General features: G+C 26.7%; 27 protein-coding genes. 13 read left to right on the top strand and 14 right to left on the bottom strand.

Annotation, left to right across the window (positions count from 1 at the left end; translation table 11 throughout):
• Nucleotides 1-6: 6 nt before the first annotated feature.
• Genes ALANTH_RS03555 through ALANTH_RS03570 form a run of 4 tightly spaced genes read right to left on the bottom strand, consistent with a single transcriptional unit; the run spans nt 7 to nt 5396 of the window.
• A complete protein-coding gene (locus tag ALANTH_RS03555) occupies nt 7-1011 on the bottom strand; it encodes an SPOR domain-containing protein (protein ID WP_026807515.1) in 1005 nt (334 codons plus the stop codon).
• Nucleotides 1012-1033: 22 nt separating this feature from the next.
• Nucleotides 1034-2548, bottom strand: a complete 1515-nt coding sequence (gene lysS, locus ALANTH_RS03560; protein ID WP_026807516.1) for a lysine--tRNA ligase — start codon at nt 2546-2548, stop codon at nt 1034-1036.
• Between the two features lie 12 nt (nt 2549-2560).
• Nucleotides 2561-3277: a CvpA family protein gene (locus ALANTH_RS03565; protein WP_026807517.1), complete on the bottom strand. Its 717-nt coding sequence runs from the start codon at nt 3275-3277 to the stop codon at nt 2561-2563.
• A gap of 58 nt (nt 3278-3335) precedes the next feature.
• Nucleotides 3336-5396 (bottom strand): PAS domain-containing sensor histidine kinase, encoded by a 2061-nt coding sequence (locus tag ALANTH_RS03570; protein ID WP_026807518.1) that lies wholly within the window; start codon nt 5394-5396, stop codon nt 3336-3338.
• 116 nt (nt 5397-5512) lie between these two features.
• Here ALANTH_RS03570 and ispG point away from each other — a divergent pair, with 116 nt between their 5' ends.
• The 5 genes from ispG (at nt 5513) to ALANTH_RS03595 (ending at nt 10216) form a co-directional block, all read left to right on the top strand.
• On the top strand, nt 5513-6574 hold the full coding sequence (gene ispG / locus ALANTH_RS03575; RefSeq protein ID WP_026803485.1) for a flavodoxin-dependent (E)-4-hydroxy-3-methylbut-2-enyl-diphosphate synthase: 1062 nt from the start codon (nt 5513-5515) through the stop codon (nt 6572-6574).
• Nucleotides 6574-8019 (top strand): replicative DNA helicase, encoded by a 1446-nt coding sequence (locus tag ALANTH_RS03580; protein WP_026807519.1) that lies wholly within the window; start codon nt 6574-6576, stop codon nt 8017-8019. Before ispG ends, ALANTH_RS03580 begins: the two co-directional genes overlap by 1 nt.
• Nucleotides 8020-8084: 65 nt before the next feature.
• Complete coding sequence (locus ALANTH_RS03585; RefSeq protein ID WP_026807520.1) at nt 8085-8480, top strand: type II secretion system protein; 396 nt, start codon at nt 8085-8087, stop codon at nt 8478-8480.
• Between the two features lie 74 nt (nt 8481-8554).
• The gene (gene fumC / locus ALANTH_RS03590; RefSeq protein ID WP_026803488.1) at nt 8555-9952 is read left to right on the top strand and encodes a class II fumarate hydratase; all 1398 of its coding nucleotides are present in this window, start codon (nt 8555-8557) and stop codon (nt 9950-9952) included.
• 18 nt (nt 9953-9970) lie between these two features.
• Nucleotides 9971-10216: a hypothetical protein gene (locus ALANTH_RS03595; RefSeq protein WP_026803489.1), complete on the top strand. Its 246-nt coding sequence runs from the start codon at nt 9971-9973 to the stop codon at nt 10214-10216.
• 26 nt (nt 10217-10242) lie between these two features.
• Here the strand turns inward: ALANTH_RS03595 and ALANTH_RS03600 are convergent, their stop codons facing one another.
• Genes ALANTH_RS03600 through ALANTH_RS03625 form a run of 6 tightly spaced genes read right to left on the bottom strand, consistent with a single transcriptional unit; the run spans nt 10243 to nt 15851 of the window.
• A complete protein-coding gene (locus tag ALANTH_RS03600; RefSeq protein ID WP_026803490.1) occupies nt 10243-10545 on the bottom strand; it encodes a hypothetical protein in 303 nt (100 codons plus the stop codon).
• Between the two features lie 47 nt (nt 10546-10592).
• A complete protein-coding gene (feoB, locus tag ALANTH_RS03605; RefSeq protein WP_026807521.1) occupies nt 10593-13049 on the bottom strand; it encodes a ferrous iron transport protein B in 2457 nt (818 codons plus the stop codon).
• The gene (locus ALANTH_RS03610) at nt 13046-13270 is read right to left on the bottom strand and encodes a FeoA family protein (protein ID WP_026803492.1); all 225 of its coding nucleotides are present in this window, start codon (nt 13268-13270) and stop codon (nt 13046-13048) included. The genes feoB and ALANTH_RS03610 overlap by 4 nt, the downstream gene beginning before the upstream one ends.
• 10 nt (nt 13271-13280) lie before the next feature.
• Nucleotides 13281-14894, bottom strand: a complete 1614-nt coding sequence (locus ALANTH_RS03615) for a DUF4857 domain-containing protein (protein WP_026807522.1) — start codon at nt 14892-14894, stop codon at nt 13281-13283.
• On the bottom strand, nt 14894-15739 hold the full coding sequence (locus tag ALANTH_RS03620; RefSeq protein ID WP_029888293.1) for an ABC transporter ATP-binding protein: 846 nt from the start codon (nt 15737-15739) through the stop codon (nt 14894-14896). Before ALANTH_RS03620 ends, ALANTH_RS03615 begins: the two co-directional genes overlap by 1 nt.
• A complete protein-coding gene (locus tag ALANTH_RS03625; RefSeq protein WP_113871291.1) occupies nt 15726-15851 on the bottom strand; it encodes a FeoB-associated Cys-rich membrane protein in 126 nt (41 codons plus the stop codon). Before ALANTH_RS03625 ends, ALANTH_RS03620 begins: the two co-directional genes overlap by 14 nt.
• Nucleotides 15852-15995: 144 nt before the next feature.
• On the opposite strand from ALANTH_RS03625, the gene ALANTH_RS03630 reads away from it, so the two are divergent.
• On the top strand, nt 15996-16661 hold the full coding sequence (locus ALANTH_RS03630; RefSeq protein WP_026807524.1) for a hypothetical protein: 666 nt from the start codon (nt 15996-15998) through the stop codon (nt 16659-16661).
• Nucleotides 16662-16670: 9 nt separating this feature from the next.
• Nucleotides 16671-17873, top strand: a complete 1203-nt coding sequence (locus ALANTH_RS03635; protein WP_026807525.1) for a PepSY-associated TM helix domain-containing protein — start codon at nt 16671-16673, stop codon at nt 17871-17873.
• An 88-nt stretch (nt 17874-17961) separates the two neighbouring features.
• On the opposite strand, the gene kcuS is transcribed toward ALANTH_RS03635, so the two are convergent.
• Both kcuS and ALANTH_RS03645 read right to left on the bottom strand, forming a co-directional pair.
• On the bottom strand, nt 17962-18159 hold the full coding sequence (gene kcuS / locus ALANTH_RS03640) for a KCU-star family selenoprotein (RefSeq protein ID WP_026803497.1): 198 nt from the start codon (nt 18157-18159) through the stop codon (nt 17962-17964).
• 2 nt (nt 18160-18161) lie between these two features.
• Nucleotides 18162-20276, bottom strand: a complete 2115-nt coding sequence (locus ALANTH_RS03645) for a carbon starvation CstA family protein (RefSeq protein ID WP_228133183.1) — start codon at nt 20274-20276, stop codon at nt 18162-18164.
• A 159-nt stretch (nt 20277-20435) separates the two neighbouring features.
• Between ALANTH_RS03645 and ychF the strand changes: the two genes are divergently transcribed.
• A complete protein-coding gene (ychF, locus tag ALANTH_RS03650) occupies nt 20436-21539 on the top strand; it encodes a redox-regulated ATPase YchF (protein ID WP_026807527.1) in 1104 nt (367 codons plus the stop codon).
• A 15-nt stretch (nt 21540-21554) separates the two neighbouring features.
• Nucleotides 21555-22388: an HDOD domain-containing protein gene (locus tag ALANTH_RS03655; protein WP_026807528.1), complete on the top strand. Its 834-nt coding sequence runs from the start codon at nt 21555-21557 to the stop codon at nt 22386-22388.
• Here ALANTH_RS03655 and recO read toward each other — a convergent pair.
• Together recO and ALANTH_RS03665 are read right to left on the bottom strand one after the other, a co-directional pair.
• Entirely contained in the window at nt 22383-22997 is a 615-nt protein-coding gene (gene recO / locus ALANTH_RS03660; protein WP_026807529.1) for a recombination protein RecO, read from the bottom strand. The genes ALANTH_RS03655 and recO overlap by 6 nt on opposite strands.
• Nucleotides 22998-23001: 4 nt before the next feature.
• Nucleotides 23002-23271: a hypothetical protein gene (locus tag ALANTH_RS03665; protein WP_026807530.1), complete on the bottom strand. Its 270-nt coding sequence runs from the start codon at nt 23269-23271 to the stop codon at nt 23002-23004.
• A 109-nt stretch (nt 23272-23380) separates the two neighbouring features.
• On the opposite strand from ALANTH_RS03665, the gene ppnP reads away from it, so the two are divergent.
• From ppnP to ALANTH_RS03685, 4 genes are all read left to right on the top strand, one after another.
• On the top strand, nt 23381-23695 hold the full coding sequence (gene ppnP, locus ALANTH_RS03670; RefSeq protein ID WP_026803503.1) for a pyrimidine/purine nucleoside phosphorylase: 315 nt from the start codon (nt 23381-23383) through the stop codon (nt 23693-23695).
• 112 nt (nt 23696-23807) lie between these two features.
• Nucleotides 23808-24635, top strand: a complete 828-nt coding sequence (locus tag ALANTH_RS03675; protein WP_026807531.1) for a thiamine-phosphate kinase — start codon at nt 23808-23810, stop codon at nt 24633-24635.
• Between the two features lie 9 nt (nt 24636-24644).
• Nucleotides 24645-25706 (top strand): tRNA pseudouridine(13) synthase TruD, encoded by a 1062-nt coding sequence (truD, locus tag ALANTH_RS03680; RefSeq protein WP_026807532.1) that lies wholly within the window; start codon nt 24645-24647, stop codon nt 25704-25706.
• A gap of 55 nt (nt 25707-25761) precedes the next feature.
• Nucleotides 25762-26115 carry a hypothetical protein gene (locus ALANTH_RS03685; RefSeq protein WP_026807533.1) on the top strand — a complete coding sequence of 118 codons (354 nt, stop codon included), beginning with the start codon at nt 25762-25764 and terminating at the stop codon, nt 26113-26115.
• Nucleotides 26116-26123: the final 8 nt, after the last annotated feature.

The following is a 26123-nucleotide window of genomic DNA, read 5'->3' on the forward strand; positions in this document are numbered from 1 at the left end:
ACCTTCTTAATAATTTACTATAAAAGTATTTTGTATATTTAATCTACTTTTTATAGATGAAACATCACTTTGTGCTGCTGCTCTTGTATTGTATGGTCCAATCAAAAGTTTGTTAAAAGTTTTTCCATTTACATTGTCTTGTACAATTTTATATGAGAAACCATTTTTAGAAATATTTTGTAAATAAGTATCATTTGGTCTTTTTGAAAATGCTCCAATTTGTACAAAAAAACCACTTGCAGTAGAAGAAACTTCTGATCCAGCTTTCCCCTCAACTAAATCTCTAATAGATTTTTTAGGTTCAGTTGTAGTTTTTGAAACAGGTTGTTTTGTTGGCTCTACGACTTTTGGAGTTGCTGCTTTTTTTTCTTCTATTTTTTTAATAGTATCTTCTATAGCTTCATTAGATATTCCATCATCTGATTTTATTTCATTTAAAGGCCCTTGAATAGAAGATGATGGTGTATCTTCACTTTGTTCTTTCATAGCATCTAATTTATCAGTTGAAGAAGTATTTGCTGTGATATTATCACCATCTTTTTTTGCTCTATCATCAAGAATTCTTTGATATCTATCTTCTATACTATTACTATTTTCAGATAGTGTTCTCATTTGTGCAGAATCTGAACTATTTGATGTAAAAGAGTCTTGTTTTTTACTATCCCCTGATAATAATCTTATAATAATAATTGTAAGTAAAAATAATACTACAAGTACAATACCTAAAATTAGATATTTTTTCTTGTTATCTTCTTGATTTAGTGGTTGATTTAACATAATATTATCAAACTCATGGTGATTTTCATCAAATTCAATATTTTGTTGAAGTCTATTCATCTCATCAACATCATTATTATTCATACCTTTATAAGCGTTGTTTAAATTGTTTGTAAGATTTATATTTCCCATAGATATCCTTGTTTCATCAAGTTCATTTAATTTTTTTTCTAGTTCATCTTTTTCTTGTTTTAGTTGAACTTTTTTTAAAAAATCATCTCCACTTATTTGCATAGCCTATCCTTGAATTAAATTTCTATTCATCTTCTGCGTAAAGATCTACTTCTTGTTTTATTGGCTTCATTGCTGGGAATAGTAAAACATCTCTTATTGAGTGTTGATTTGTAAGCATCATTACAAGTCTATCTATACCTATTCCTTGTCCAGCTGTTGGAGCCATACCATAAGATAATGCATTTACAAAATCTTCATCCATTTCATGTGCTTCATCATCTCCACTATCTTTTGCTGCCATTTGACCTTCAAATCTTTGTAGTTGGTCTAGTGGATCATTTAATTCACTAAATGCATTTGCTATTTCACGACCAGCAATAAATAATTCAAATCTATCTGTTAAATGAGGTTTTTCATCACTTCTTCTAGCTAGTGGTGAAATTTCAACTGGATATTCTGTAATAAATGTAGGATTTATAAGTTTACCTTCAACAAATTCATCAAAAAGCTCACCTTGTAGTTGTCCTAAATTTAATTTAACATTCGCTTCTAGTTTATTCTCTTTTAAAAATTCTAAAATTTTTTCTTTATTTTCAACTATATCTTTTGGAACACCACCAATTTCATATAAAGATTGAATTAATGGAATCTCATTGAATTTTGTAAAATCAACTTTTAAATCTCCATAAGGTAATGTTGTTGGAAGATTTAAATGTTCAAATAAATAATCAAAATACTCTTTTGTAAGTTCAATTAAATCTTTATAAGTTTTATATGCCCAATAGAATTCTATTGAAGTAAATTCTGGATTATGTGTTGCGTCCATTCCTTCATTTCTAAAGTTTCTATTGATCTCGAAAACAGCTTCAAATCCACCAACTATTAATCTTTTTAAATATAGTTCAGGAGCAATTCTTAAAAATCTATCAACACCCAATGCATTATGATGAGTCACAAATGGTTTCGCATTTGCTCCTCCAGCTATTGGGTGCATCATAGGAGTTTCAACTTCTAAAAATCCTTTATTTTCAAAAAATCTTCTTGTCAAGCTTATAACTTTACTTCTTATATGAAATGTTTTTCTAACTTCACTATTCATGATTAAATCTAAATATCTTTGTCTATATCTAAGCTCTTTATCTTGAATTCCATGATATTTTTCAGGAAGAGGAGAAATAGCTTTTGTAAGGATTTTTAGATCATGAACATGAAGAGATAATTCTCCTTGTCCTGTAACAAATGGATAACCACTAACTTCAATTATATCTCCAACTTCTATATATTTTTTGAAAACATCATTATAAAATCCTTCAGGAAGGTTATCTCTTGCTATATATACTTGAAGTAATCCACTTTCATCTTCAAGTTTTAAAAAGCTAGCTTTTCCCATAAGTCTAAAAAACTTAATTCTTCCAGATATTGTATAATTTCTATTTTCATCTCTTTTAGTTTCAGTTTTAAAAATATCACTATTTACATTTATGTATTTTGATATAGTACAATTTCTGTTACTATTATTTGCATATGGATTTACTCCCATATCTTTTAAGTTTTGAGCTTTTTCTATTCTTTGTTGTATAAATCTATTTTCAAACAATTTTATAATCCTTTATTCATTTCTTTCATTTTGATTTGTAATCTCTTTTAATCTATCTTTTGTATTATCAATATTCTCTTCAATATTTTCTTGAATACCATCTTGAATCATTTCTTGAGTTGTTTCTTTTATATCATTTAAATTTGAATCAATACTTTCTTTTAACTCTTCATGTGTTGTAGATATATCAACTTCACCATCAGTTGCATTTTGTATAGATTGATCAATATTATTTACTAAAGCTTTAGTATCAAGCTTTATAATATATGAACCAACATCTAATAAGTAAGGCATAACAATAGAATCTTTTGTTTTTTCTTCTATTAGCTTTTTAAATGAATTAACTTGATATAAAGCATAAGCTATGATTGAAAAAACTAAAAATATTTTTAGCATTCCAAAAATAAGACCAAAAAGTCTATCTATAATCCCTAAACCACTAGCACTAAATATCTTACTTACAATAATTCCTGCTGAATAAACTATAAGCCAAATAACTACAAAACCTAATATAAATCCTATAAGTTTTATAGTTGCTTGATTTTCTAAAGCTAAAATAGGAGCTATAAGTCCACCAACTTCACCAGAAATTCTTGAACCTATAAAAACAGCACCAACAAGTCCTAATATTCCAAAAACTTCTTTTATAAAACCTTTAAAAAGCCCTTTGATACCAAGTAATAAAGTAAAAAGTATAATAAGTAAATCAAAAATTGCAATATCTTGCATAAAACAGTCCTTTTTTCAATAATTCGAATATTTTATCTAAAAAAATCAAAAGAGAAGTTTAACTAAAATCTATAATAAAGTTTAAACCTCTATTTTCTTTATCGTTATATATAAAAGTTTCATTTCGTAAATCACTTTTGAAGTTATGATTTCGTACAAATATTTCTTGAACTATATATAATCCTAAACCAGTACCAAAAGATTGATGTTTTGTAGTAAAATATGGTTCTAGTATTTTTGATAAAATAGCTTCGTCAACTCCACCAGCATTGTCTTTTATAGATAATTTACTATCCTTAAAATCTATAAAAATAAATCTATTATTTTCTTTATTATTTTGAATTAAAGAGTAAATTGAGTTATCAAGAAGATTTAAAATTGCTTCAGTAAAACTTCCACTATTACACTCTATCATTAAATCTTTGTCATAATTAAATTTACAAATAATTGAGTTTTTTTCAAAAACAGATGATAAAAATTTTATTATTTGATTAGTTGATTCAATAATAGAAATACTAGAAGAACTAGAATCTTTTGTAAAAAAATCTGTAAAATTTTCTATTGTATTTGATAATTTTTGTGTATTATAAATGATTTTATCACAAGATTCATCAAATTCTTTATCCGTAAGTGATTTTATACTATTTTTTAGTTTTATACCACTTGCAATTGTAGATATAATTCCTAAAGGTTGTCTCCATTGATGAGCAATATTATTTAAAGTATTTATAACAGCATTTATTTTTGATTGTTGAAATATAGCTTTTTGAGTATTTATCTCTTTTTCTTTTTGTAAAATCTCATTTGTAATATCAATGAAAGTTACTATAAGATTTGCTCCAAGTTTGACTTTAGAAGTTTTTACATTAAAATGTCTTAGCTCATTATTAGAGTTTTTTATAGCTACTTTAAAATTTTTATTTTGATTTAAAAAGATATGTTCACACCAATTATTTCCATCGTAAAGTTTATTTTCTATATATTCTTCATTATCCATTACTTCAAAAAAACTACAAATACATACATATTTATTTATAAAGTCTTCTATATTTTTTGCCGAGGGAAAGAATTTAAAAAGTTGTTTATTTGCATCAACAATTTTTTCACCGTTTGTTATAATAATGATATTTGGTTGAGAATCTAACAATACCTTATTTTTTGTATCTTGATATTTTATTTGTTTTATATAATATACTAGAATAAATGTAAAGATTATAATTAATGCTATAACAGATGCCATTATACTTTGAATTTTTATATATTTTATATTGTTTAAATCAATACTACTTATTTCAATAAAATTTAAAATATAAGCTAACTCTTTGTTCTGTTCATCAAAAAGTGGATATTTTGAAATTAAATAGTTATTTTCAACAATATAATCTTTTATATTTATATAGTGTTCAATACCATTCTCTTTTATATAATCAAATAGCTTTTTATTTACATTTTCATTTACAATATAGTAATCATCTATGAATAATTGTGATAATAAAGGATATTTTAGATTTTTTCTAATTCTTTTATCCCCAATTACTATTGTATAAACTCCATTTTTTTGTAAATCATCTGAAATAGAATCAAAGTGTGTAACAACTTCTAAAACTCCATAAAAATTATTGTTTTCATCAAAAATTGGTGTTCTAGCTTTTATTCCTACATTAAATAAACCTGCACTGATTGAGGTTGAGATATTCTTTAAAGCAGAGATATTTTTTAAATCACCTCTAAATTGAACCCCATCTCTTATTTGTGTCCAAGATCTATATATACTATTTCTATTTTCATCAAAAATTTGAATCCAAATATTTTTATATTTTGAATTAGTTTCTATTAATTTGGCAATTTCTTTATAATTTAATTTGTCAAATTCTTTATTTTTGAGGTTATTGTATAAATTTTCATCTTTTGATAGAGATATAGCAATAGCTAAAGATGTATTTTGTTTATCATTTATTAAACTTTGAGTTTTCTCAAATATAGTTTTATGTCTTGAGTCATATACTTTTTTTAAGATCTCTTTTTGTTTATTATTTATATAAATATTTGTTGAAAATACTGCAACTATAGTAGATATAATAAAGGCTAAGCCAATTAAATAAAAATTCTTTTTCCCCAAATTTGTGCTTCTCTTATAATAAATTTTTTTATTCCACCTATAAGCACATAGAATAACATAAAATTAATAAATTAAACTTCACTTTTATTTAATTTATTTTAGATAAAATCCCATTTATGATAAAAAGATACCCAACAAAACAAATAAAAGTAGGAAATGTCCTAATTGGTGGAGATGCACCAATAAGTGTTCAATCAATGACATTTACAAAAACATCAGATGTTAAAGCAACTGTTGAACAAATAACAAAATTACATTTTGCTGGAGCAGATATTGTAAGAGTTGCAGTTCCACATATTGAAGATGCAAATGCATTAAAAGAGATAAAAAAACAAGTAAGTTTGCCTATAGTTGCAGATATACATTTTCACTATAAACTAGCACTTATTGCTGCTGAAGTTGTAGATTGTATAAGAATAAATCCAGGAAATATTGGAGATAAAAAACGTGTTCAAGAAGTTGTAAAGGCTTGTACTGAAAGAAATATTCCAATAAGAATTGGAGTAAATAGTGGAAGTTTAGAAAAACAGTTTGAACAAAAATATGGTCAAACTCCTCAAGGAATGGTAGCAAGTGCAGATTATAATATAAAATATCTTGAAGATTTGGGATTTACAGATATAAAAATTTCACTAAAAGCCTCTGATGTTCAAAGAACAGTAGAAGCATATAGAACTTTACGACCTATGAATAACTATCCATTTCATTTAGGAGTAACAGAAGCTGGAACACAATTTCACTCTACAATAAAATCGTCTATTGCTTTAGGAAGTTTATTACTTGATGGAATAGGAGATACTTTAAGAGTTTCTATGACAGGAGAACTTGAAGAAGAGATAAAAGTTGGACGAGCAATTTTAAAAGATGTAGGGATTTCAAAAGAGGGATTAAATATAATATCTTGTCCAACTTGTGGAAGAATAGAAGCTGACTTGGTAAATGCTGTTTCTGAAGTTGAAAAACGAACTGCACATATAAAAACTCCACTTGATGTATCTGTTATGGGATGTGTTGTAAATGCTATTGGTGAGGCAAAATCTGCTGATGTTGCTATCGCTTTTGGAAAAGGAAGTGGTTTAGTGATGAAAAAAGGTGAGATAATTGCAAAATTAAGTGGAGATGCTCTAATAAATAAGTTTATTGAAGAAGTTGAATTTGAAGCAAAAAGAAAATCATAATGGATAGTATTTATAGTATAAATATTGAAAGAGCAGTTTTAAGCTCAATCTTTTTTAATCCAGAAGAACTTGAAGATATTTTAGGTGTTTTAAAACCAAAAGATTTTTATCTACCTGCACATAAATCTATTTTTGAAGCTATGATAAAACTTCATGATGATGGTATGCCAATTGATGAAGATTTTATAAGAAATAAAGTAACTTCAAAAGATGTAGATGATTCAGTTTTACTTGAAATTTTATCTGCAAATCCTATTACAAATACTCAAGCATATGTAAAAGAGATAAAAGATAGTGCAGTAAAAAGAGAATTAGCAACTCTTGCAACAACTATAAAAAAAGTTGCAATTGAAGAAGAAGTTAGTGCAAATGAAGCATTAGATACTATTCAAAGTGAATTATATAAAATTTCTACAAATAGTGCTACAAGTGAACTAAAAGATATGCAAACAGTTACAAATGATACTTTGGCATATATTGAAAAGATGAAAAAACTTGGAAATAAATATCTAATAGGACAAACAACAGGTTTTGACTCACTTGATAAAAAAACAACAGGTTTTAATGAAGGTGATTTAGTAATTATTGCAGCTCGTCCTGCTATGGGTAAAACAGCACTTGTATTAAATATGGCATTAAAAAATGTTGAAAGAGGTAAGGGCGTGATATTCTTTTCTCTGGAAATGCCAGCAGAACAACTAATGCTTAGGATGTTATCTGCTAAAACTTCTATTCCTTTACAAAATCTTAGAAAAGGTGATATGGATGATAGAGAATGGACAAATTTAAGTGCTGCTTTTGAAGATTTAAATTCAAAAAAGCTTTTTGTTGATGATGGTGGAAGTATAAATATAAACCAACTTCGAGCGAGAGTTAGAAAATTAGCACAAAATGAAGATAATAATATTAGTTTAGTAATTATTGATTATTTACAACTTATGCAAGGACTTGGAAATAAAGATAGACACCAAGAAGTTTCAGATATTAGTAGGGGATTAAAGATGCTAGCAAGAGAGTTGAAAATTCCAATAGTAGCTTTATCTCAATTAAATAGGGGATTAGAAAGTCGTCCAGATAAACGACCAATGTTAAGTGATTTAAGAGAGTCTGGTGCTATTGAACAAGATGCAGATATTATTATGTTTGTTTATAGAGATGATGTTTATAAAGAAAGAGAAGAAGCTAGAAAAGAAAAAGAGGCAAAAGATAAGGGAGAAGATTATAAATCTAAATTCCAAAATAGACCTATAGAGGAAGCTGAGATTATAATAGGAAAGCAAAGAAATGGTCCAATAGGTACTGTTAAATTAGATTTCCATAAATCTTTAACAAAATTTATTGATAAAGATAATTTTGGTGGAGAAGCACCAATTGAAATAGTGTTTCAAAATGTAGCAGATTCTCAAAAAGAAACAAATATTGAAATGCCTATGATTGATATTTAGAATAATATTCTCTTAAGAAATAATAATCTAAAATAAAAATGCCATTTTAACACAAGGATAAATTGATGAAAACGGCATTCTCTCTACTTGAAATAATTTTTGTTATAGTTATTCTAGGAATAATTGTATCTTTTGCAGCTCCAAAGTTGATGGATACAAAAGATAGTGCATTAGTCTCTACCTTAAAAAGAGATGTTAATACTGCTATAAATTCTATTCACAGTTATTATTTATTAAATCAAAAAATTGAAGATATTAATGATACTATGAATTTAAATAGTACAAATTGGGATATAGAAAAATTAAAGATGAGTGATAAAAACTCTTGCATTACATTGGAAGTTAAAAATGTATCAAATAATATAGTTATTGACTTGCAAATTGATAATTTAAAAGAAGCATCTATTTGTAAAAAAATAAGAGATAGTGGATTGATTTCTAAAGTATATGAAGTTTATTAAAAATAATAAAGATTTAAGAAAAAATATACAATAATGATAATGTATATTACAACTTATAATTAATAGGAAGAATTATGGATTACAGAATAGAAAAAGACACGATGGGTGAAATTAAGGTTCCAAAAGATAGATATTGGCAAGCACAAACAGAAAGAAGTTTAGAAAACTTTCCAATTGGTGATGAAAAAATGCCAAAAGAGGTTATTGAAGGTTTTGCATATTTAAAGAAAGCTTGTGCAATTGTAAATAATAAGTTAAAAAGACTTGATGATGTTAAAACAAAAGCTATATCTCAAGCTTGTGATGAAATTATAGAAAAAAAACTAGATGGAGAATTTCCTTTAGTTGTTTGGCAAACTGGTTCTGGAACACAATCAAATATGAATGTGAATGAAGTTGTTTCTTCAAGAGCGAGTGAAATTTTAGGAGAAGATTTTAGAACTAAGAAAATTGTTCATCCAAATGATGATGTAAACAAAGGACAAAGTTCAAATGATACTTATCCAACTGCTATGAGAGTTGCTTTTGTACTTGATGTACAAAAAAGATTAATTCCAGCAATAAATGTCCTAAAATCTACTTTAGAAAAAAAAGTAAAAGATTTTGAAAATATTGTAAAAATAGGAAGAACACACCTTCAAGATGCAACGCCACTTACTTTGGGTCAAGAGATTTCAGCTTATGTTGATATGTTAGATAAAGCTTTAGCTCAAGTTGATGATGCTATGAAATATATTGTTGAACTTGCTATTGGTGGAACAGCAGTTGGAACTGGATTAAATTCTCATCCAGATTTTTCTCCTATGGTTTGTGAAGCTTTAAATGATTTGACAAAAACAAAATATGCTTTTAAATCTCATCCAAATAAATTTCATGCTTTAACATCTCATGATGGAGAAGTTTTTTTAAGTGGAGCTTTAAATGCACTTGCTTCAAATTTAATGAAATTTGCAAATGATATTAGATGGCTTTCATCAGGACCAAGATGTGGAATAGGGGAGTTAAATATTCCAGAAAATGAACCAGGAAGTTCAATAATGCCAGGAAAAGTAAATCCAACACAAAGTGAAGCTATGACAATGGTTGCAGTACAAGTAATGGGGAATCATTCAACAATTAGTATAGCTGCAAGTCAAGGAAATTTTGAATTAAATGTATTTAAACCAGTAATTGCTTTAAATCTTTTACAGTCAATTAGACTTTTAAGTGATACAATGTTGGCGTTTAATGATAATTGTGCTGTTGGTATTGAGCCAAATCTAGTAAATATTAATAAGTACTTACAAGATTCTCTTATGTTAGTGACTGCTTTAAATCCATATATTGGATATGAGAAAGCTGCACTTATAGCAAAAACTGCACATAAAAATGGAACTACACTTAAACAAGAAGCTCTAAGTCTTGGAATTTTAAGTGAGCAAGAGTTTGACTCTTACGTAAAACCAGAAAATATGATTAAACCTAGTTTGTAATTAAGGAAAACAATATACATGAAAGAATTAGAAAAGGTTTTTTTAGTTGATGAATTTGAAGATGGTTGGGGAATGGAAGCAATAGATGTTTGTGAAGAACAACTATTGGATTATTGTACAGAAGTTTTATTTATTCCAGATGATAAAATTGATGAATTAAATATGATTGAAAATGAATTGGAAATTGTATTAAAAGATTTGGAAGATGAAGATATAAATGAAGATTGGTATGTAAACCTTCTGAAGCACTCAAAATTTAACTAAAAAATAAATAACTAAGGCAATTAGCCTTAGTTAATATCTTTACTTTTTACAATAACTTCATGACCTTCTCCACCATCTAAAACGGCATTAAAATCACCAGCTGGTTTATCAAAAGTTATTTCACTATTTTCATCAATTTTTGTTTGAAGAATAACCTTACCATCTTGTACTACTTTGAAATTTACTCCACTAGCACTACTCCCATCACTAAAACCACCTTCGCAAGTGATAGTGTTGTCTCCATTATCAAAACAACTCATTAAAGCTGAGTGTCCAAAAGCTGAACTTGCTGCTAAAATAGCAACTGAAAATATAGTTTTTTTAATCATTTTTTTATCCTTTTATTAAATTTAATTTTTATGATTTCAAATTGTATTTAAGATTTATGCAATCCTCCTTTCCAGTTTATAAATTTAGTAGGGAAAAGTCCTAGAACTAAAGTTATAAATAGTACAGAAAAATAAAAATAAGCCATAGCTTCAAGTCCACTCCATAGATATATATTTCCAAGTGTGAAAATAAATGATGATATAATAAGTCCAAGACCTATAGGGAAAAATGTAGCAAATAACATCCAATTAAAGCTATTAGTTTGCATTTTTACAACTATCATAGTTGCTATACAAGGAGGAGTTAAAAGCATAAAAATTATAATTGAAGCTGCATGAAGTGGTGTGTATCCACTATTCTCTGCCATTGCTTCTTCTGCTCTTTGATTATCTGCTTTATTATTCTCATATAAACTTCCTAAGGTTGCAACAGCACTTTCTCTTGCTGCAAATGAACTTAAAAATGCTACATTTATTTTCCAATCAAATCCTGCATATTGACTTATTGGTTCTATTGCTTTACCAGCCATTCCTAAAAGAGAATTTTCAACTTTTTCATTCTTTATCTCTCTAAGAATAGTTTTTCTATCATTTGATAGTTTTCTTAATGCTGCATTGATTTTTCTAGCTTCTGGATCATTTTGGACATTTATAAATGAGTAAAAGATTTCATTTTTAGCTTTGAAATTATCATCTATACTAGATGATGAACTTGTCATTTTTTTTGTTCTATAGTTATCATACATATTTAAAAGTTCTGATACTTTTTCTTTTGAGTTAATATGTTCATAATATACAGAGTTTTTCATTTTTGAATCAAAGTCCATTAAAGCTTTATTAGACATATCATCATATTTTATTTGAGATTCTTCACTAAGACCTGGAAATTGTAATAATGCAAAAAGTACAATAGCTACTGCTAAAACAATAGTTACAACTTTTTTAATATAAATCCAAACTCTTTGAGATGAACGAATTACAACTCCTTTTAGAGTTGGTAAGTGATATGGTGGTAACTCCATTACAAATGGTGCTGTTTCTCTATTTCTTAAAACAGTAGTAGTTAAAATTTTTGCAACAATTAGTGCTGTAAATACAGTTGCAGTAGAAATGAAAAACATCATTAAAGCCATATCCGGTTTAAAAAATGCCCCAAGAAGTAATGTGTAAAATGGAACTTTAGCTAAACAGTTCATATAAGGAACTGTTAAAACTGTAGCCATTCTAGCTCTATCATCAGCTATTCCTTTTGTTGCCATAACTCCTGGAACTGCACAACCTCCTACCATTGCTCCACCAAGAACTAGTGGGAGAGTTGATTGTCCATGAAGTCCAAATTTTTTAAATACTCTATCAAGAATAAATGCCATTCTAGGCATATATCCAACATCTTCCATTATAGCTATTAGTGCAAAAAGTATAAAAAATATAGGAATATAGTTAAGTAAAGCATTTGCACTATTTACCATCCAAATGGCAAAATCACTTATCATTGGTACATCTGTAAAATCAGCATCAGGTACAATATCTATTACAAAGTTTTTTATACTAGCTAAAATTGGCCATGTATAATCTGTAAGTTTATATCCATAAACAATAGATATTTGATAAACTAAGAACATCAAAGCAAACAAAATAGGTAAGGCTAAAAATCTATTTAATATGATTTTATCAGCTTTATCTGTAAAGGTTTCTTTTCCTTTTTTCTCTTCTTTTACATTTTTTGAATATATTATTTCTGCACTATCATATCTAAATGTTGCAAGAAATGTTGTTATGTTTTTATTGTATTTTTCTTCAAAACTTTTTTTTGCATTCTCTAATTTGCCATATATATTAGGGATTTCTTTTTCTAAATGTTCAACAACTGTTGTATCATTTTCTAAAGCTTTTATAGCTAGCCATCTTTTTGAAATATTTAAATCTGAAGTTTGTATTTCCGCTTCTATTTCTTGTATATAGCTTTCTAATTCTTCATAATTTAATTCAAATTTTTCAAATTTCTCTTGTTTTTCATAAATACTAACAATAGATTTCATTATATCATCACCACCAATGCCTTTAGCACCATTAGCTTCTATAACTGGGCACTTTAGCATTGAAGAGATTTTGTTACTATCAATTTTTATTCCTCTTCTTTGGGCAACATCTATCATGTTTAATACCACAACAACAGGTAAACCCATTTCTAAAAGTTGAAAAGTTAAATATAAATGTCTTTTTAAATTTGAAGAATCAATAACATTTACTATAATATCTGGTTTTTCATGTATTATAAATTCTTTTGCTACTCTTTCTTCTAATGAATATGAACTAAAAGAGTAAGTTCCTGGTAAATCTACCATTTCTATTTTATAATCTTCATATCTAAAGAAACCAGTTTTTTTATCTACTGTTACACCTGGATAGTTTGCAATATGTTGTTCAATCCCACTTACAAGATTGAATATTGTAGATTTACCACAGTTTGGTTGACCGGCTAATACTGTTCTTATTTTTTTCATATCATCTCTATTTCTATTAAATTTGCTTCACTTTTTCTAAGTGTTAAATTATAATTATGTATTTTTAATTCCATTGGATCATATAATGGGGCCTCTCTTATAACTTCTAAAATAGCACCTTCTACAAAGCCCATATCGAGAAGTTTATATAGTAATTTTCCTTCAGCATTTAGTTTTATAACTTTAACTTTACTTTTCTCTTTTACTTCATTTAGTAACACAAGTTCTCCTTTATTCTTCAAATTTAATATCATTTAATTTTTGTAAGTTGTCTTTTGAAAATCTTACAGCAAAATAATTATTACCATCGTCATAACGCACAAGATAATGTGTAGGTTCAGATATAAATCTTAATCTCATATTTTTATAATCAAACAATTCTAAATCAAGTTTTTTTAATTCAAAATCCCAAGTCAAAAGATAGAAATTAGAGTTTCTATCTATTGCATAACCACTAAAATTCTTCTGTCTATTTTCTGAAATATGAATATATTCAATCTCTATATTTTTATCTAGATTTATCTTTTTTAAAATTAGGTTATTATCATATTTTCTTAAATTAAATAGATTGTTTTTACTATCTAATATTAAATAACCTAAATCAAAAGGTTTTATATTTGTAGCTTTTCCAAATATTTTTTTAGCTGGGAATGAAAAATCTTTCTCTTTTAATATTTCATTTAGCTCTTTTGAAGATTTTTCTAAATATTTGTTATCAAAGTCATATATTTTTATAGTATTTTCAAAAAAACCAAAAAACTCTTCTGCAAACTTTATCATAGCAACATTACTTTGAGGATTAAATAGTGGAAAAAAATCTATTTCTTTTTTTTCTAAATATTTTACTTGATAATCAAAGCTTAATTTTGAATCACGTATTTCATTTTTAGTAAAAATTTTATTGTTTATTGTGATAGGAAGTTTATTTTGTAATTCTAAATCTCTGTAATATACAAAAGGTAGAGTTGATTCATACTCTTTTTGGTCAAAAGTTCTTTTATCTTTTACTCCATACTCAAATCTGTGTGCTCCAAAGTTTTTTTGATATACAAAATCTTCTAAAATATCTGAATAGAAAATATAGTATTTATAAAACTCTTTTTGATAGTTCTTGTCGTAGTTTATATATGATAAATATGTGAATATTATAAGAATTATAGTAAATGAACTATTGTAAATAACTCCTAATCTTTGGTGTTTGATACTATAAAAACTATCAATAAGCATAAAGAGTGAAAACATAACTAAAACAAAATATAAACTAAAATCTTCTAAAAAAAATCTTGATTTTATAGATAAAAATATAAATAAGATAAAAATTAATAGTTTTAAAATCAATACTTTTTTATTTTGTTCAATTATTAAAGATGATACTAAAATATATGAAACAATACCTATTAAAGTGAAAGCAATATTATCTTTTGTCATAATATATAGTAGTTCTTTGGGATAATATTGTGAGTTTATTATTAAAAGAAAAATAGAAAAAATAAAACTAAAAAATAACATAATAGTTATTGTAATAATAGTATGGTAAAGTACTATTTTAGTAAGGCTCAAAGGTAAGTGAATTGTTAATTTTACTCTTTTTTGTATAACTTCTGGTAAAAATTGAGTAAAAGCATAAGATATTCCATAAAGTATATAAAAATATAGAAAATAAGAATAAGGTTTATCTTCTAGTTGTGCAAATTTATACCACATCATACTTTCTGGTTCTATTGTTGAAAAGCTAAAGTTTAAATTAAAATAGTAATAAGCTAATAAAACAATATAAAATATTGTAGATAATAATAAGAAATATTTGAGTTTTATTAACTCTTTTTGTAGTATTGCTTTTATCATTAATATTTACCTACAAATCCTAGAAATTTATCTTCAAAATCTATATCGATTTCTTCTAGATTATTAAAAGTATCAAATGTATAGATTTTTTGATACTCTTTTAAAGTTTCTATTCTATGAATATTGTTTATAGTTAATTTTTCATTTTTTGGTGCTTTGTAGCATTTAAAATCTGATATAAAATCTTTCATACTACTTTTATGAATATTTCCACCTCTTTGAATAATTACAATATCATGTATTAAATCCACTAAGTCACTCATTACATGAGAAGTAATAAGAACAGTTTTATTTGTCCCTTTTACATAGTCTTTTAAATAATCTATAAAAAGTCTTCTATAACCAGCATCAAGTCCCATAGAATAGTCATCAAGAATTAAAAGCTTTGCATTTTGAGCAAATAAAAGTCCTAAAACAACTTGAGATTTCTGACCAAAAGAAAGAGTTGATAATTTTTGATTATAATTTAAATCCATAAGATCTATTAAATCATAAAATATTTTTTTATCCCAATCTTCATAGAAACTTGAAAAAAAGTTTTCAACTTCTTTTATAGACATAAAATCATAAGAAATAAACCCCTCATATAATAAAGCTATATTTTTTTTACTTTGAGAACTTAGATTATGAGAGTCTTCTCCAAATATCTCACATTTTCCATTTTTGGGTTTTAAAAATCCCATCAAAATATTTATTAATGTTGATTTTCCTACACCATTTTTACCTAATAATCCAAAAATTGTTCCCTCTTTTATTTGGATATTTAGATTTGAATAAATATTCTTATCTTTATATGAATATGATAAATCTTGTATATTTACAACAATATTTTTATTTATCGTCATTCTTACAAGATCCTTTTCCATCTCCACAATTACAACCACTACTCTTAAAAAGTTTTCTATATAAATAATATGCTGCTACTAATGCAATAATCACTAAAAAAATATTTTCCATACTGTATTCCTTAAATTAAATGGTTGTAGATTATCAAAATTAACCTTAAGAAGTCTAATTTTGATAATAATTTCTAATTTGTTAATATAGCATTAAGATTGGTTTAGTAATATTCTATTTTTAAAATAAAACTAGGAGTAATCTATGAAAAAATTTGTTTATGGTATGATGCTATCATCAGCAGTTGTTGTAGGTGCAAGTGCACATGAAATTTGGTTAGAATTAGATGGTAAAAAAAATGAAGCTAAGTTATTTTTCGGACACTTTGATGTAAAAGAAAAAGAAAGTGGTGAAAAATTTGCAAAAATTAAAGAAGGTGTTGCTTATCCAAAAGATTTATTAAAAGAAGTAAAAAGAAATGATGACAATATTACTTATACTTTCTCAAAAGCTACTGATGTTGTAGTTGTAAGAGAAGATGCTCCAAGAAAAAGTAGAGCAGAAGGTATTACAACAAAAAGAATTTCTTATTCAAAAGCAGGAGTTTCAAGTAAAGAATCTATAGCAAAATTTGATATAGTTCCAGTTGATGCAAGTAAAAATGTTTTTAAATTAGTTTTTGATAACAAAGGTTTAGAAAAAATTAAAGTAACAGCTATATCTCCAACAGGTTGGACAAAAACTTTCTTAACAAATGAAAAAGGTGAATTTACTGTTGAAACACCATGGAAAGGTGGATATCTTTTACAAACAACTTTTGAAGATGAAACAAAAGGTGAAGAAAATGGTGTAGCTTTCGACAAAACAGTTCATGCATTATCACTTAATATTACAATAGAACAAGGATTACCTTGGGAAGTAAAAAAATAAAGGTAATTTATGCATAAAAAACTTTGGTTTCAAATTCACTGGCTTTTAGGGATAGTATTTGGTATAACTTTGATTCTTATTGGTATTTCAGGAGCAGTTTGGTCTTACCAAAAAGAGATAATGAGATTAATAAATTCAGATACTTATACAGTACAAATCCCTCAAAATCAGGAAATTTTGACTGTTCAAGAGATTTTAGAAAAATATCAAGAGCAAAATAAAGATAGAAAAATAAATAGTATATCTTTCTCAACTGATAAAAGTTCTAGTGTCTCTATGAGTCTTGCTTCTCTAGATCCAAACAATAGAAGAGGTGAAACAATATATTTGAACCCGTATACAGCTGAAGTTTTACCAGAATTAGTAGGTGGTGATTTCTTTAATTTTTTCTTTAGACTTCACAGATGGCTTACATTTTCTGGAGATATTCAATATATTGGTAAAAATGTAGTTGCTATTTCAACTATTGCTTGTATTCTTTTAGTAATAAGTGGGATAATTGTTTATTGGCCAAGAATAAAATATGCTTTTTTTAAAAGCTTTACATTTAGTTTCAAAACTAAAAAAAGAGCTTTTTTATCAACTATGCATAGTGCTATTGGTTTATGGCTTATTATTCCATTTTTGCTTATGTGTTTAACTGGACTTTATTGGTCTTATGATTGGTATAGAAGTGCAATGTTTTCTGTTATGGGAGTTGAACAACCACAAAGAAATACAGCTCCAGCGCCTCAACAAAATCAACAAGCTAAACAAAGTCAAGAAGGACAAAGAGGTCAAGGGCAACAAGAAAGAGTTGCTCCAAAACAATTTTCATTCTCTGATGTACAACAAGCTGTTGATATTTTTAACCAAAAAGTTGAAAAAGATTATACAAATGCTAGCATTAGACTATCACCAACAAAAGATACTATTTATACAATTTCATATAGATTTGTAGATGCAACGCATTTTAGAGAAACAAACTCTATGGAGATTAATATTGCAAAATCAGAAGTTTTAAAAGAAGCAAAATATTCTGATAAAAAACTAAATGAAAAAATTATGAGTAGTATGCTCCCTGTACATAGTGGAGAGTTTTTTGGATGGATTGGTCAACTAATATTCTTTATATCTTCTGCACTTATGTCTTTATTTGTAATAACAGGATATATGTTATATTATGATAGATATAAGAAGAAAAAAGCTAAAGAACAAAAATTAAGAGGCTAGTTCTAAACTACTCTTTATAATAATATAACTCTTAAAATATAAATATTTAAGAGTTATATTTGTTTGATAAAACTTTATCCTAAATGATTTAACAACACTTTTTAAAACCACCACTATTATATCTTCTATCTAAACTTTCTTTAAAGAATTCACCTCTACTTAAAACTTCTTTATCTGGATGATTTCTTTGCATATGTTCTAGATATTTTTCATAGCTAGAAAGTCCCACAAGGGGATGAAAAAACTTTTCAGATTTTTCATAAAGTGTTTTTATTTTATTAAACACTTTTAAACCTTTTTAAGACTATCTAAGCTTACATAAGGTGTTTCTTTTAATGGAATTTTAATTCTTCCAAAGATAACTCCTAAAGTTGCAATAATAACTAAAGTTGTTGCAAACATAAAGAAAATAGCTAAAATAGCATTAACAATATTTGAATTTTTTAGTTTATTAGCAATAGATATATCTGTATTTGCTTTATCAATGTCTGCTTGTTCTGTCAATGTAGGAAGTTTAGCTTCTAAATCAGCAATTTTTTTAGCTTGAATTTGAGCTGTTGCTACGTGACTTACTGCATTGTGAACTCTATCTCCTTCTTTATAAGGTAATACTTTTTGAATACCACCATACATAGTAGCAATAAGAACGAATGTAGCAGGTAATATTGTAACCCAAGTATATTTTCCTTTACCCATTTTAAATAAAATTGCTGTACCTAAAAGTAAAGCCATACCTGCAAGCATTTGATTACTTACTCCAAATAGTGGCCATAATGAATAAATACCACCTCTTGGATCAATCGTTCCTTGATATAAGAAATAACCCCATCCTGCAACACTTAAAAATGTTGCTAAAATACCAGCAAAATAATTATTCGTATTTCCTAAAGGTTTATAAACATTTCCTAAAATATCTTGAACCATAAATCGGCAAGCTCTTGTTCCTGCATCTACTGCAGTTAAAATAAATAAAGCTTCAAATAAAATAGCAAAGTGATACCAAAATGCCATCATATCTATACCACCAAATAATTCATGAAGAACAATAGCTACTCCAATAGCAAATGTTGGTGCTCCACCAGTTCTTGAAAGAATAGTTTCTTCACCAATATTTTTTGTTAGATTAATAATCTCTTCAGGAGTTACACTAAATCCCCAACTAGAAATTGTACTTGCAACTTGAATTACATCTGTACCTATAAATGCGGCAGGTGAGTTAATAGCAAAGTATAAACCAGGGTGTAAAATAGTAGCACATATTAAAGCCATAATAGCAACTGCACTTTCCATTAACATTGAACCATATCCAACAGGAAGTGCATGAGTTTCATTCTCTAACATTTTTGGACTTGTTCCACTTGAAATTAAAGCATGGAAACCACTAATAGCTCCGCAAGCAATAGTAATAAATAAGAAAGGAAATATTGCTCCTGCAAAAACTGGACCAGTTCCATCAAAATATTGAGAGTTTGTTTTTGGCATTTGAATATCTGGAGCAACAATAACAATAGCAATAGCCATAAGTACTATAACACCAATTTTCAAGAATGTTGAAAGATAATCTCTTGGAGCTAGTAAAAACCATACAGGTAAAACTGCAGCAATAAATCCATACCCCATCATAATAAATGCTAAAGTTGTAGCATCAAAAGTAAATCTAGCAGCCCATACTGGATCTGCTGCAATTATACTTCCATAATGAATAGCTAAAATTAAAAAGATAAATCCTATAACTGAAGCTTCTCCAACTTTACCTGGTCTTAGGAATCTCATATAAATTCCCATAAAGATAGCAATAGGAATAGTCATAGCAATTGTGAATAATCCCCAAGGTGATTCAGCAAGTGCTTTTACAACAACCATTGATAAAATTGCAATAATAATTAGCATAATACCAAAAATAGCAATCATTGTAACACCACCGACAAAAGTTCCTAACTCTTCTTTTATCATTTCACCTAAAGATTTTCCATTTCTTCTTGATGATATGAATAAAACAACAAAGTCATGAACAGCACCAGCAAATACTCCACCTACTAAAATCCATAACATAGAAGGTAAATAACCAAGCTGTGCAGCTAAGATTGGTCCAACTAATGGTCCTGCACCAGCAATAGCAGCAAAGTGGTGTCCAAATAGAACAGATCTATTTGTAGGAACATAATCTCTCCCATCATCATGAATCATAGCTGGCGTAGCTCTATTCTTATCTAGTTCTAAAACTTTATAAGCAATAAATCTACCATAAAATCTATATCCAATCATATAAATACAAACAGCAGCAACTACTAAATACATAGCTGAAACTGTTTCACCTTGTTGAAGTGCTAAATACCCAAAGCAAACAGCCCCAAGTATCGCAACAAAAAGCCAAAAAATCTTGTTCATAATACTACCTCTCATAAAATAAAAATTATAAACTTTAGTATATCACAAATAAATAGAAATGAGTTATGAGTAATAGTACAAAAAATCCAAATAAATGGTATAAATATCAAATTTAGCTTATTATTTAGATAAATTTTATATAATGTTTTGAAAATATTAAATCAGAGGTTAAAAATGGGATTAGGTGTAGGTATAGTAGGACTTCCAAATGTAGGTAAATCAACAACTTTTAATGCTTTAACAAAAGCACAAAATGCAGAAGCACAAAATTATCCATTTTGTACAATAGAACCAAATAAAGCAGTAGTTCCAGTACCTGATAAAAGATTAGATAAATTAGCAAAAATTGTAAATCCAAATAAAATACAACATTCAACTATTGATTTTGTTGATATTGCAGGATTAGTACGTGGTGCTAGTAAAGGTGAAGGATTAGGAAATCAATTTTTGTCAAATATCAGAGAGGTTGAAGTTATATTACATATGGTAAGATGTTTTGATGATGGAAATATTACTCACGTTGAAGGGGATGTAAATCCTTTAAGAGATATTGAAATTATTGAAACAGAACTTATTTATGCAGATATCTCACAATTAGAGAAAAAAATTGAAAGGCTTAAAAAACAAGCTAAAGGTAATAAAGAAGCTGCTTCTCAACTTGTAATTGCTGAAGAATTATATTCTCATATTGGAGAATTACAACCAGTTAAAACTTTTGATAAAATAGATAATGAAACTTTTATAACTTTAGATAAAGAACTTAGATTTCTATCAAATAAAGATGTTATTTATGGAGCTAATGTTGATGAAGATTCATTAGCTCTAGGTACAAATAAATATGTAGAAATGGTAAAAGAACATGCAGAAAGTGTAAATGCTGATGTTATAGTGCTTTGTGCAAAAATAGAAGAAGAACTTGTGGGATTATCAGATGACGAGGCTAGTGAATTTTTATCTGATTTAGGGGTACAAGAATCTGGATTAGAACAAATTATTCATAAAGCATTTGATAAACTTGGACTTATGAGCTATTTTACAGCAGGAAAAGTTGAAGTTAGAGCATGGACTATAAGAAAAAATACAAAAGCACCTCAAGCAGCAGCAGTTATTCACAATGACTTTGAAAAAGGTTTTATTAAAGCTGAGGTTATTTCTTATAATGATTTTGTATCAAATGGTGGGGAAAGTAAATGTAAAGAACTTGGAAAACTTAGACTTGAAGGAAAAGACTATGTTGTTCAAGATGGTGATATCATGCACTTTAGATTTAATGTATAAAATAAAAGGAAAAATATGTTGCAATTAAAAGCAATATTAACAAGGGTAGAGGCTCTTCCTCCTTTACCAAGAACTGTAAGTGAAATTGAAGAATTTAGAAGAAAAAGTGATAAAGAAATAACAGAATTACTTAAGATTATTGAAAAAGATGCTTTAATAGTAACAAATCTTTTAAAAATTTCTAATTCTGCTATGTTTGGATTTCGTTCAAAAGTGGAAACTCCATTAAGGGCTATTAGTCTTTTAGGAATTAATTTTACAGTTTCTATTGCAATTTCAACAAGCACACAAAAACTTTTAAAATCTAATTTGGAACCTTATGGTATAACAAATAATGATTTTATGAGATCATCAAATATTTCTTCTGTTTTAGCAAATCTTTGGCTTAATAATTTTGAACCAAAATTAAAAGAAGAGATAATTTTACCAGCATTATTACATGATATAGGAAAATTTATATTAGCTGATTTTATAAAAAGTGAAAATAAAGAAGAAGAATTTAGAGAAAAGATAAAGGCTGGAGAAAGTAGTATAGAAGATATTGAGCGTGAATTTTTTGGAGTTACAACTTCTTATGTTACGGCACAAGTTTTTAAACATTGGAAGCTTAGTTCTAATTTAATAAATTCAATAGAGTTTATTGATAATGTAAATAGTGTTCATGATGAATTTAAGAAAATTGCACAAATATTAGATGTTATAAAAACAGTAGCAATTATTACAGATCCGTTAAGTGATAAAAGTATAGAAAAGGCAATAAAAAAAGCTAAACTATATAATCTTGATACAAATAATTTACAAAATTCTATAAAAATTTTACAAACTAGAGTAGATGAAGTTATATCATAATCCAAGCAATATTATGTCCCATAATTTTTCTATCTCTTCATCATTTAAACCTATAGTTGATTTAGTATAGAAAAGGTCTTTAATCTTTTGTAAATTAAATATATTTGCTTTTATACAGTTTTTATGAGTAGGTAAAAAACCTCTTAACAAACAAAGCTTATCTTCTATTCTTATTTCACAAATTAAACATTCAAAATCAAAATGTAATCTACCTTCATTTTCTAAAATAGATATATATGATTCGATTATTGCTCTTAATACATTTTGTTTTTCTATTTTTTTAACTAAATTTTCAAGTAAATAAAAATAAAAACCATCCAACTCTTCTAAATCTTTTAAATGAGCATAAAAAAGTTTTAAATATCTTTGCCAACAATACATTTTTTGAATATTTAATATCCAAGGAAACCCTAACTGCATAACATCTTTAAGCCTAGCAATATTTGATTTTGTAACTTCTAATTCAAAATCAATTTTATAGCCTATATTGATATTAGAATGCCTTGCTCCATAAAATCTATAAGAAGTAATAAGTTCATTTTCACATAGAATTGTAACTATTAAATCATCATCCTTTACAGGTTTTATATCAATTATGTAGCCTTGCATAATTTTATTCTTCTTCTACAAAACTATCTGCTTTCATAGTATTTATCTCTTCAATTAATTCTTCACACTCTTCATCAGATAATTCATCGTTTTCTAACTCAATAAGTAAAGATTCAAACTCTTTTTTCATTTCTTGCATATTTATTAGTTCTTCTTTGATTTCATGATCATCTTTTTTTGAAGCAATAATTTCAAATAAATCATCAATATACTCTTCAATTTCCACTAATACATCATTTTTTATTAGCTTTTCTAATTCTTTTTGGATACTCATAGTTACACCTTTTTTTATTTTTTTGATTATAACAAAAGAATGCTACTTTTTTAATATTTTAGTATAATATATGTGATATAATAATTCGCAATTCAATTAAGGAGACCAAATGTCAGATTTCAAAGGTGTTTCAATAGCTAAAGCCGCAAATATTTTATATGATGGAAATATAACTAGCAGATCTATAACATTTGAAGATGGTTCTAAAAAAACTTTAGGAATTATGCTTGCTGGAGAGTATGAATTAAATACTGTAAATAAAGCAGTTATTGATATTCAAAGAGGTAATTTGGAATTACTTTTACCTGCACAAGATTGGCAAATGTTTGAAGGACCTGCATCATTTGAGATTCCTGTAAATACAAAATATAAGTTAAGAGTTCATAGCCTAGTTGATTATTGTTGCTCTTTTATAAAAGATTAATATTCTTACCTAACAATGCGAAAAGTCGCATTGTAAAGTAGGTTTCTATTAAATTTTATTTTCTCTCTTTTTAATCCCCAAATTTTTGTTTAGCTTTGATATAATCCTCTTTATGAATAAAGAAGATTTTTTTATAAAACATATTTCAAATAGTAAGTATATTGGTGATGATGGAGCTTTTATAGATGGATTTGTTTACTCTATGGATGCTTTTTTTGAAAATGTACACTTTAAAAAAGAGTGGATGAGTTTAAAACAAATAGCTTATAAATCTATGATTGTAAATATTTCAGATGCAATAGCTATGAATGCAAAGCCAAAATATGCACTTTTAAGTGTCGCAATCCCCAAGACTTATACAAATAAAGATTTAAAAAGTTTAACAAAAGGTTTTAAGAAAGCTTGTAAAGAGTTTGATATAAAAATAATTGGTGGAGATACTATACAAAATGAAAAGTTAGATATTAGTATCACAATAGTTTCAAAAACTTCAAATCCGATTTTTAGGACAGGAGCTAAGAATGGTGATTTAGTTTGTTATACTGGGACATTGGGAGAATCAAGAAAAGATTTAGAGAAGCTTTTTAAAAATGATAAGATATCTAAAAATTCAAAGTTTATAAAACCTATTTTAAATCCAGAGTTCTTTTATCATATTTCAAAATATGTTAATGCTTCTATGGATATTTCAGATGGACTTTTTTTAGATTTAGAGAAGCTTTCAAAATCTTCAAAAATAGGTTTTGAATTTTTTGAAAATATAAGTGAAGATATAGGAATATCAGGAGAAGAGTATGAGTTACTTTTTACTTTTGATGAAAAAAACAAAGAAAAAATAGAAAAAATAGCTAAAAAATATAATGTAAAACTCAATATTTTTGCAAAAGCAATAAATGGAGAGTTTAAAACAGAGTATAAAAATCACCATTTTAAAGATTAAGGAAAGAAATTGCAGTTACAAAGATATTTAAATCATTCAAAAATAGATGTTGTTTTTAAACAAAGTAAAGATGATTTTGTTGTTACAGAAATACCACTTTACGAATTTAGTGCTAGTGGAGAGCATTTAATAATAAAGCTTAGAAAAAAAGATTTGGCAACTTGGGATGCAATAGAAATATTAGCTAGATTTTTAAATTGTAGTACACGAGAATTTGGATATGCTGGACTGAAAGATAAAAATGCTATGACAATTCAACATATTTCAATACATAGAAAATTTGAAGATTCTTTAAAAGATTTTTCTCATGAAAATATAAAAATTCTTGAAACAACATATCATAATAATAAGATAAAAATAGGTCACTTAAAAGGAAATAATTTTTTTATAAGACTTAAAAGAGTTGGACTTGTAGAAAAAAGAAAAATTGAAGAAGTTTTAAGTCAAATTGGAAATTTTGGTATGCCAAATTATTTTGGATTTCAAAGATTTGGAATTGATGGAAACAATTACCTAAAAGGGAAAGATATAATTGATGGTAAATTAAAAGAGAGAAATAGAAATCTAAAACAGATGTATATTAATGCTTATCAAAGTTATCTTTTTAATTCTTGGCTATCAAAACGAATTGAGATTTCAAAATTAATAGATACTTTTGAACCAAAAGAAATATATGAAAAATTAAAATTACCTTTAGAAGATATAAAAAAAGCAAAAATTCAAAAACATCCTTTTAAACTTTTAAATGGAGATTTATTATCTCATTATCCATTTGGGAAAATATTTACAATAGATAATGTAGAAGAAGAGGGTGAAAAGTTTTTGGTAAGAGATAGAGTACCAACAGGTCTTTTAAGTGGAAAACGAGTAAAAGTTTCTGAAAATATTGCTTTTGATATAGAAAAAGAATTCCAAGTTGATATACCTGAAGATGGTGCTAGAAGATTTGCTTGGATTTTCCCTGAAAATTTACAAAGTAATTATAAAGAAGATAAAAATTGGATTGAATTGCAATTTTATCTTCCAAAAGGTTCTTATGCAACAGAATTAATTGCTGAGATTTTACATTAGTTAATTAAGATATATTTAGTTAATATGAAATTATATTTTAACACAAGGATATAATATGAAATATGAAGAACTAATCACAGAACTTTGTGAAGTTATAAAAGAAACAGAAACTGATTCTATAGAAATATTTGATAATCTAGAAAATATTTCAAATGTTATTGAAAACTTAAAAATACCAATACATAAAAAAGATAAAATTCTAGAATTTATATCAAATATTTACGGAGTTTTACAAAGACAAGACTTTCATAGACAAACACTAGAAAAAGTTGTGAATTTTGTATGTGATAATAATGATATAGATAAATCACAATATAATTTTGCACCAAGTGCAAAAACAATCTATGCTGGGGAAGATAGTTTAAATTCTGATGAGTTAGAAGAGCTTATAAAAAGTATGCAACAATAAAAAAGGAA

Source organism: Aliarcobacter lanthieri (genome assembly GCF_013201625.1).
GTDB classification, from domain to species: Bacteria; Campylobacterota; Campylobacteria; order Campylobacterales; family Arcobacteraceae; genus Aliarcobacter; species Aliarcobacter lanthieri.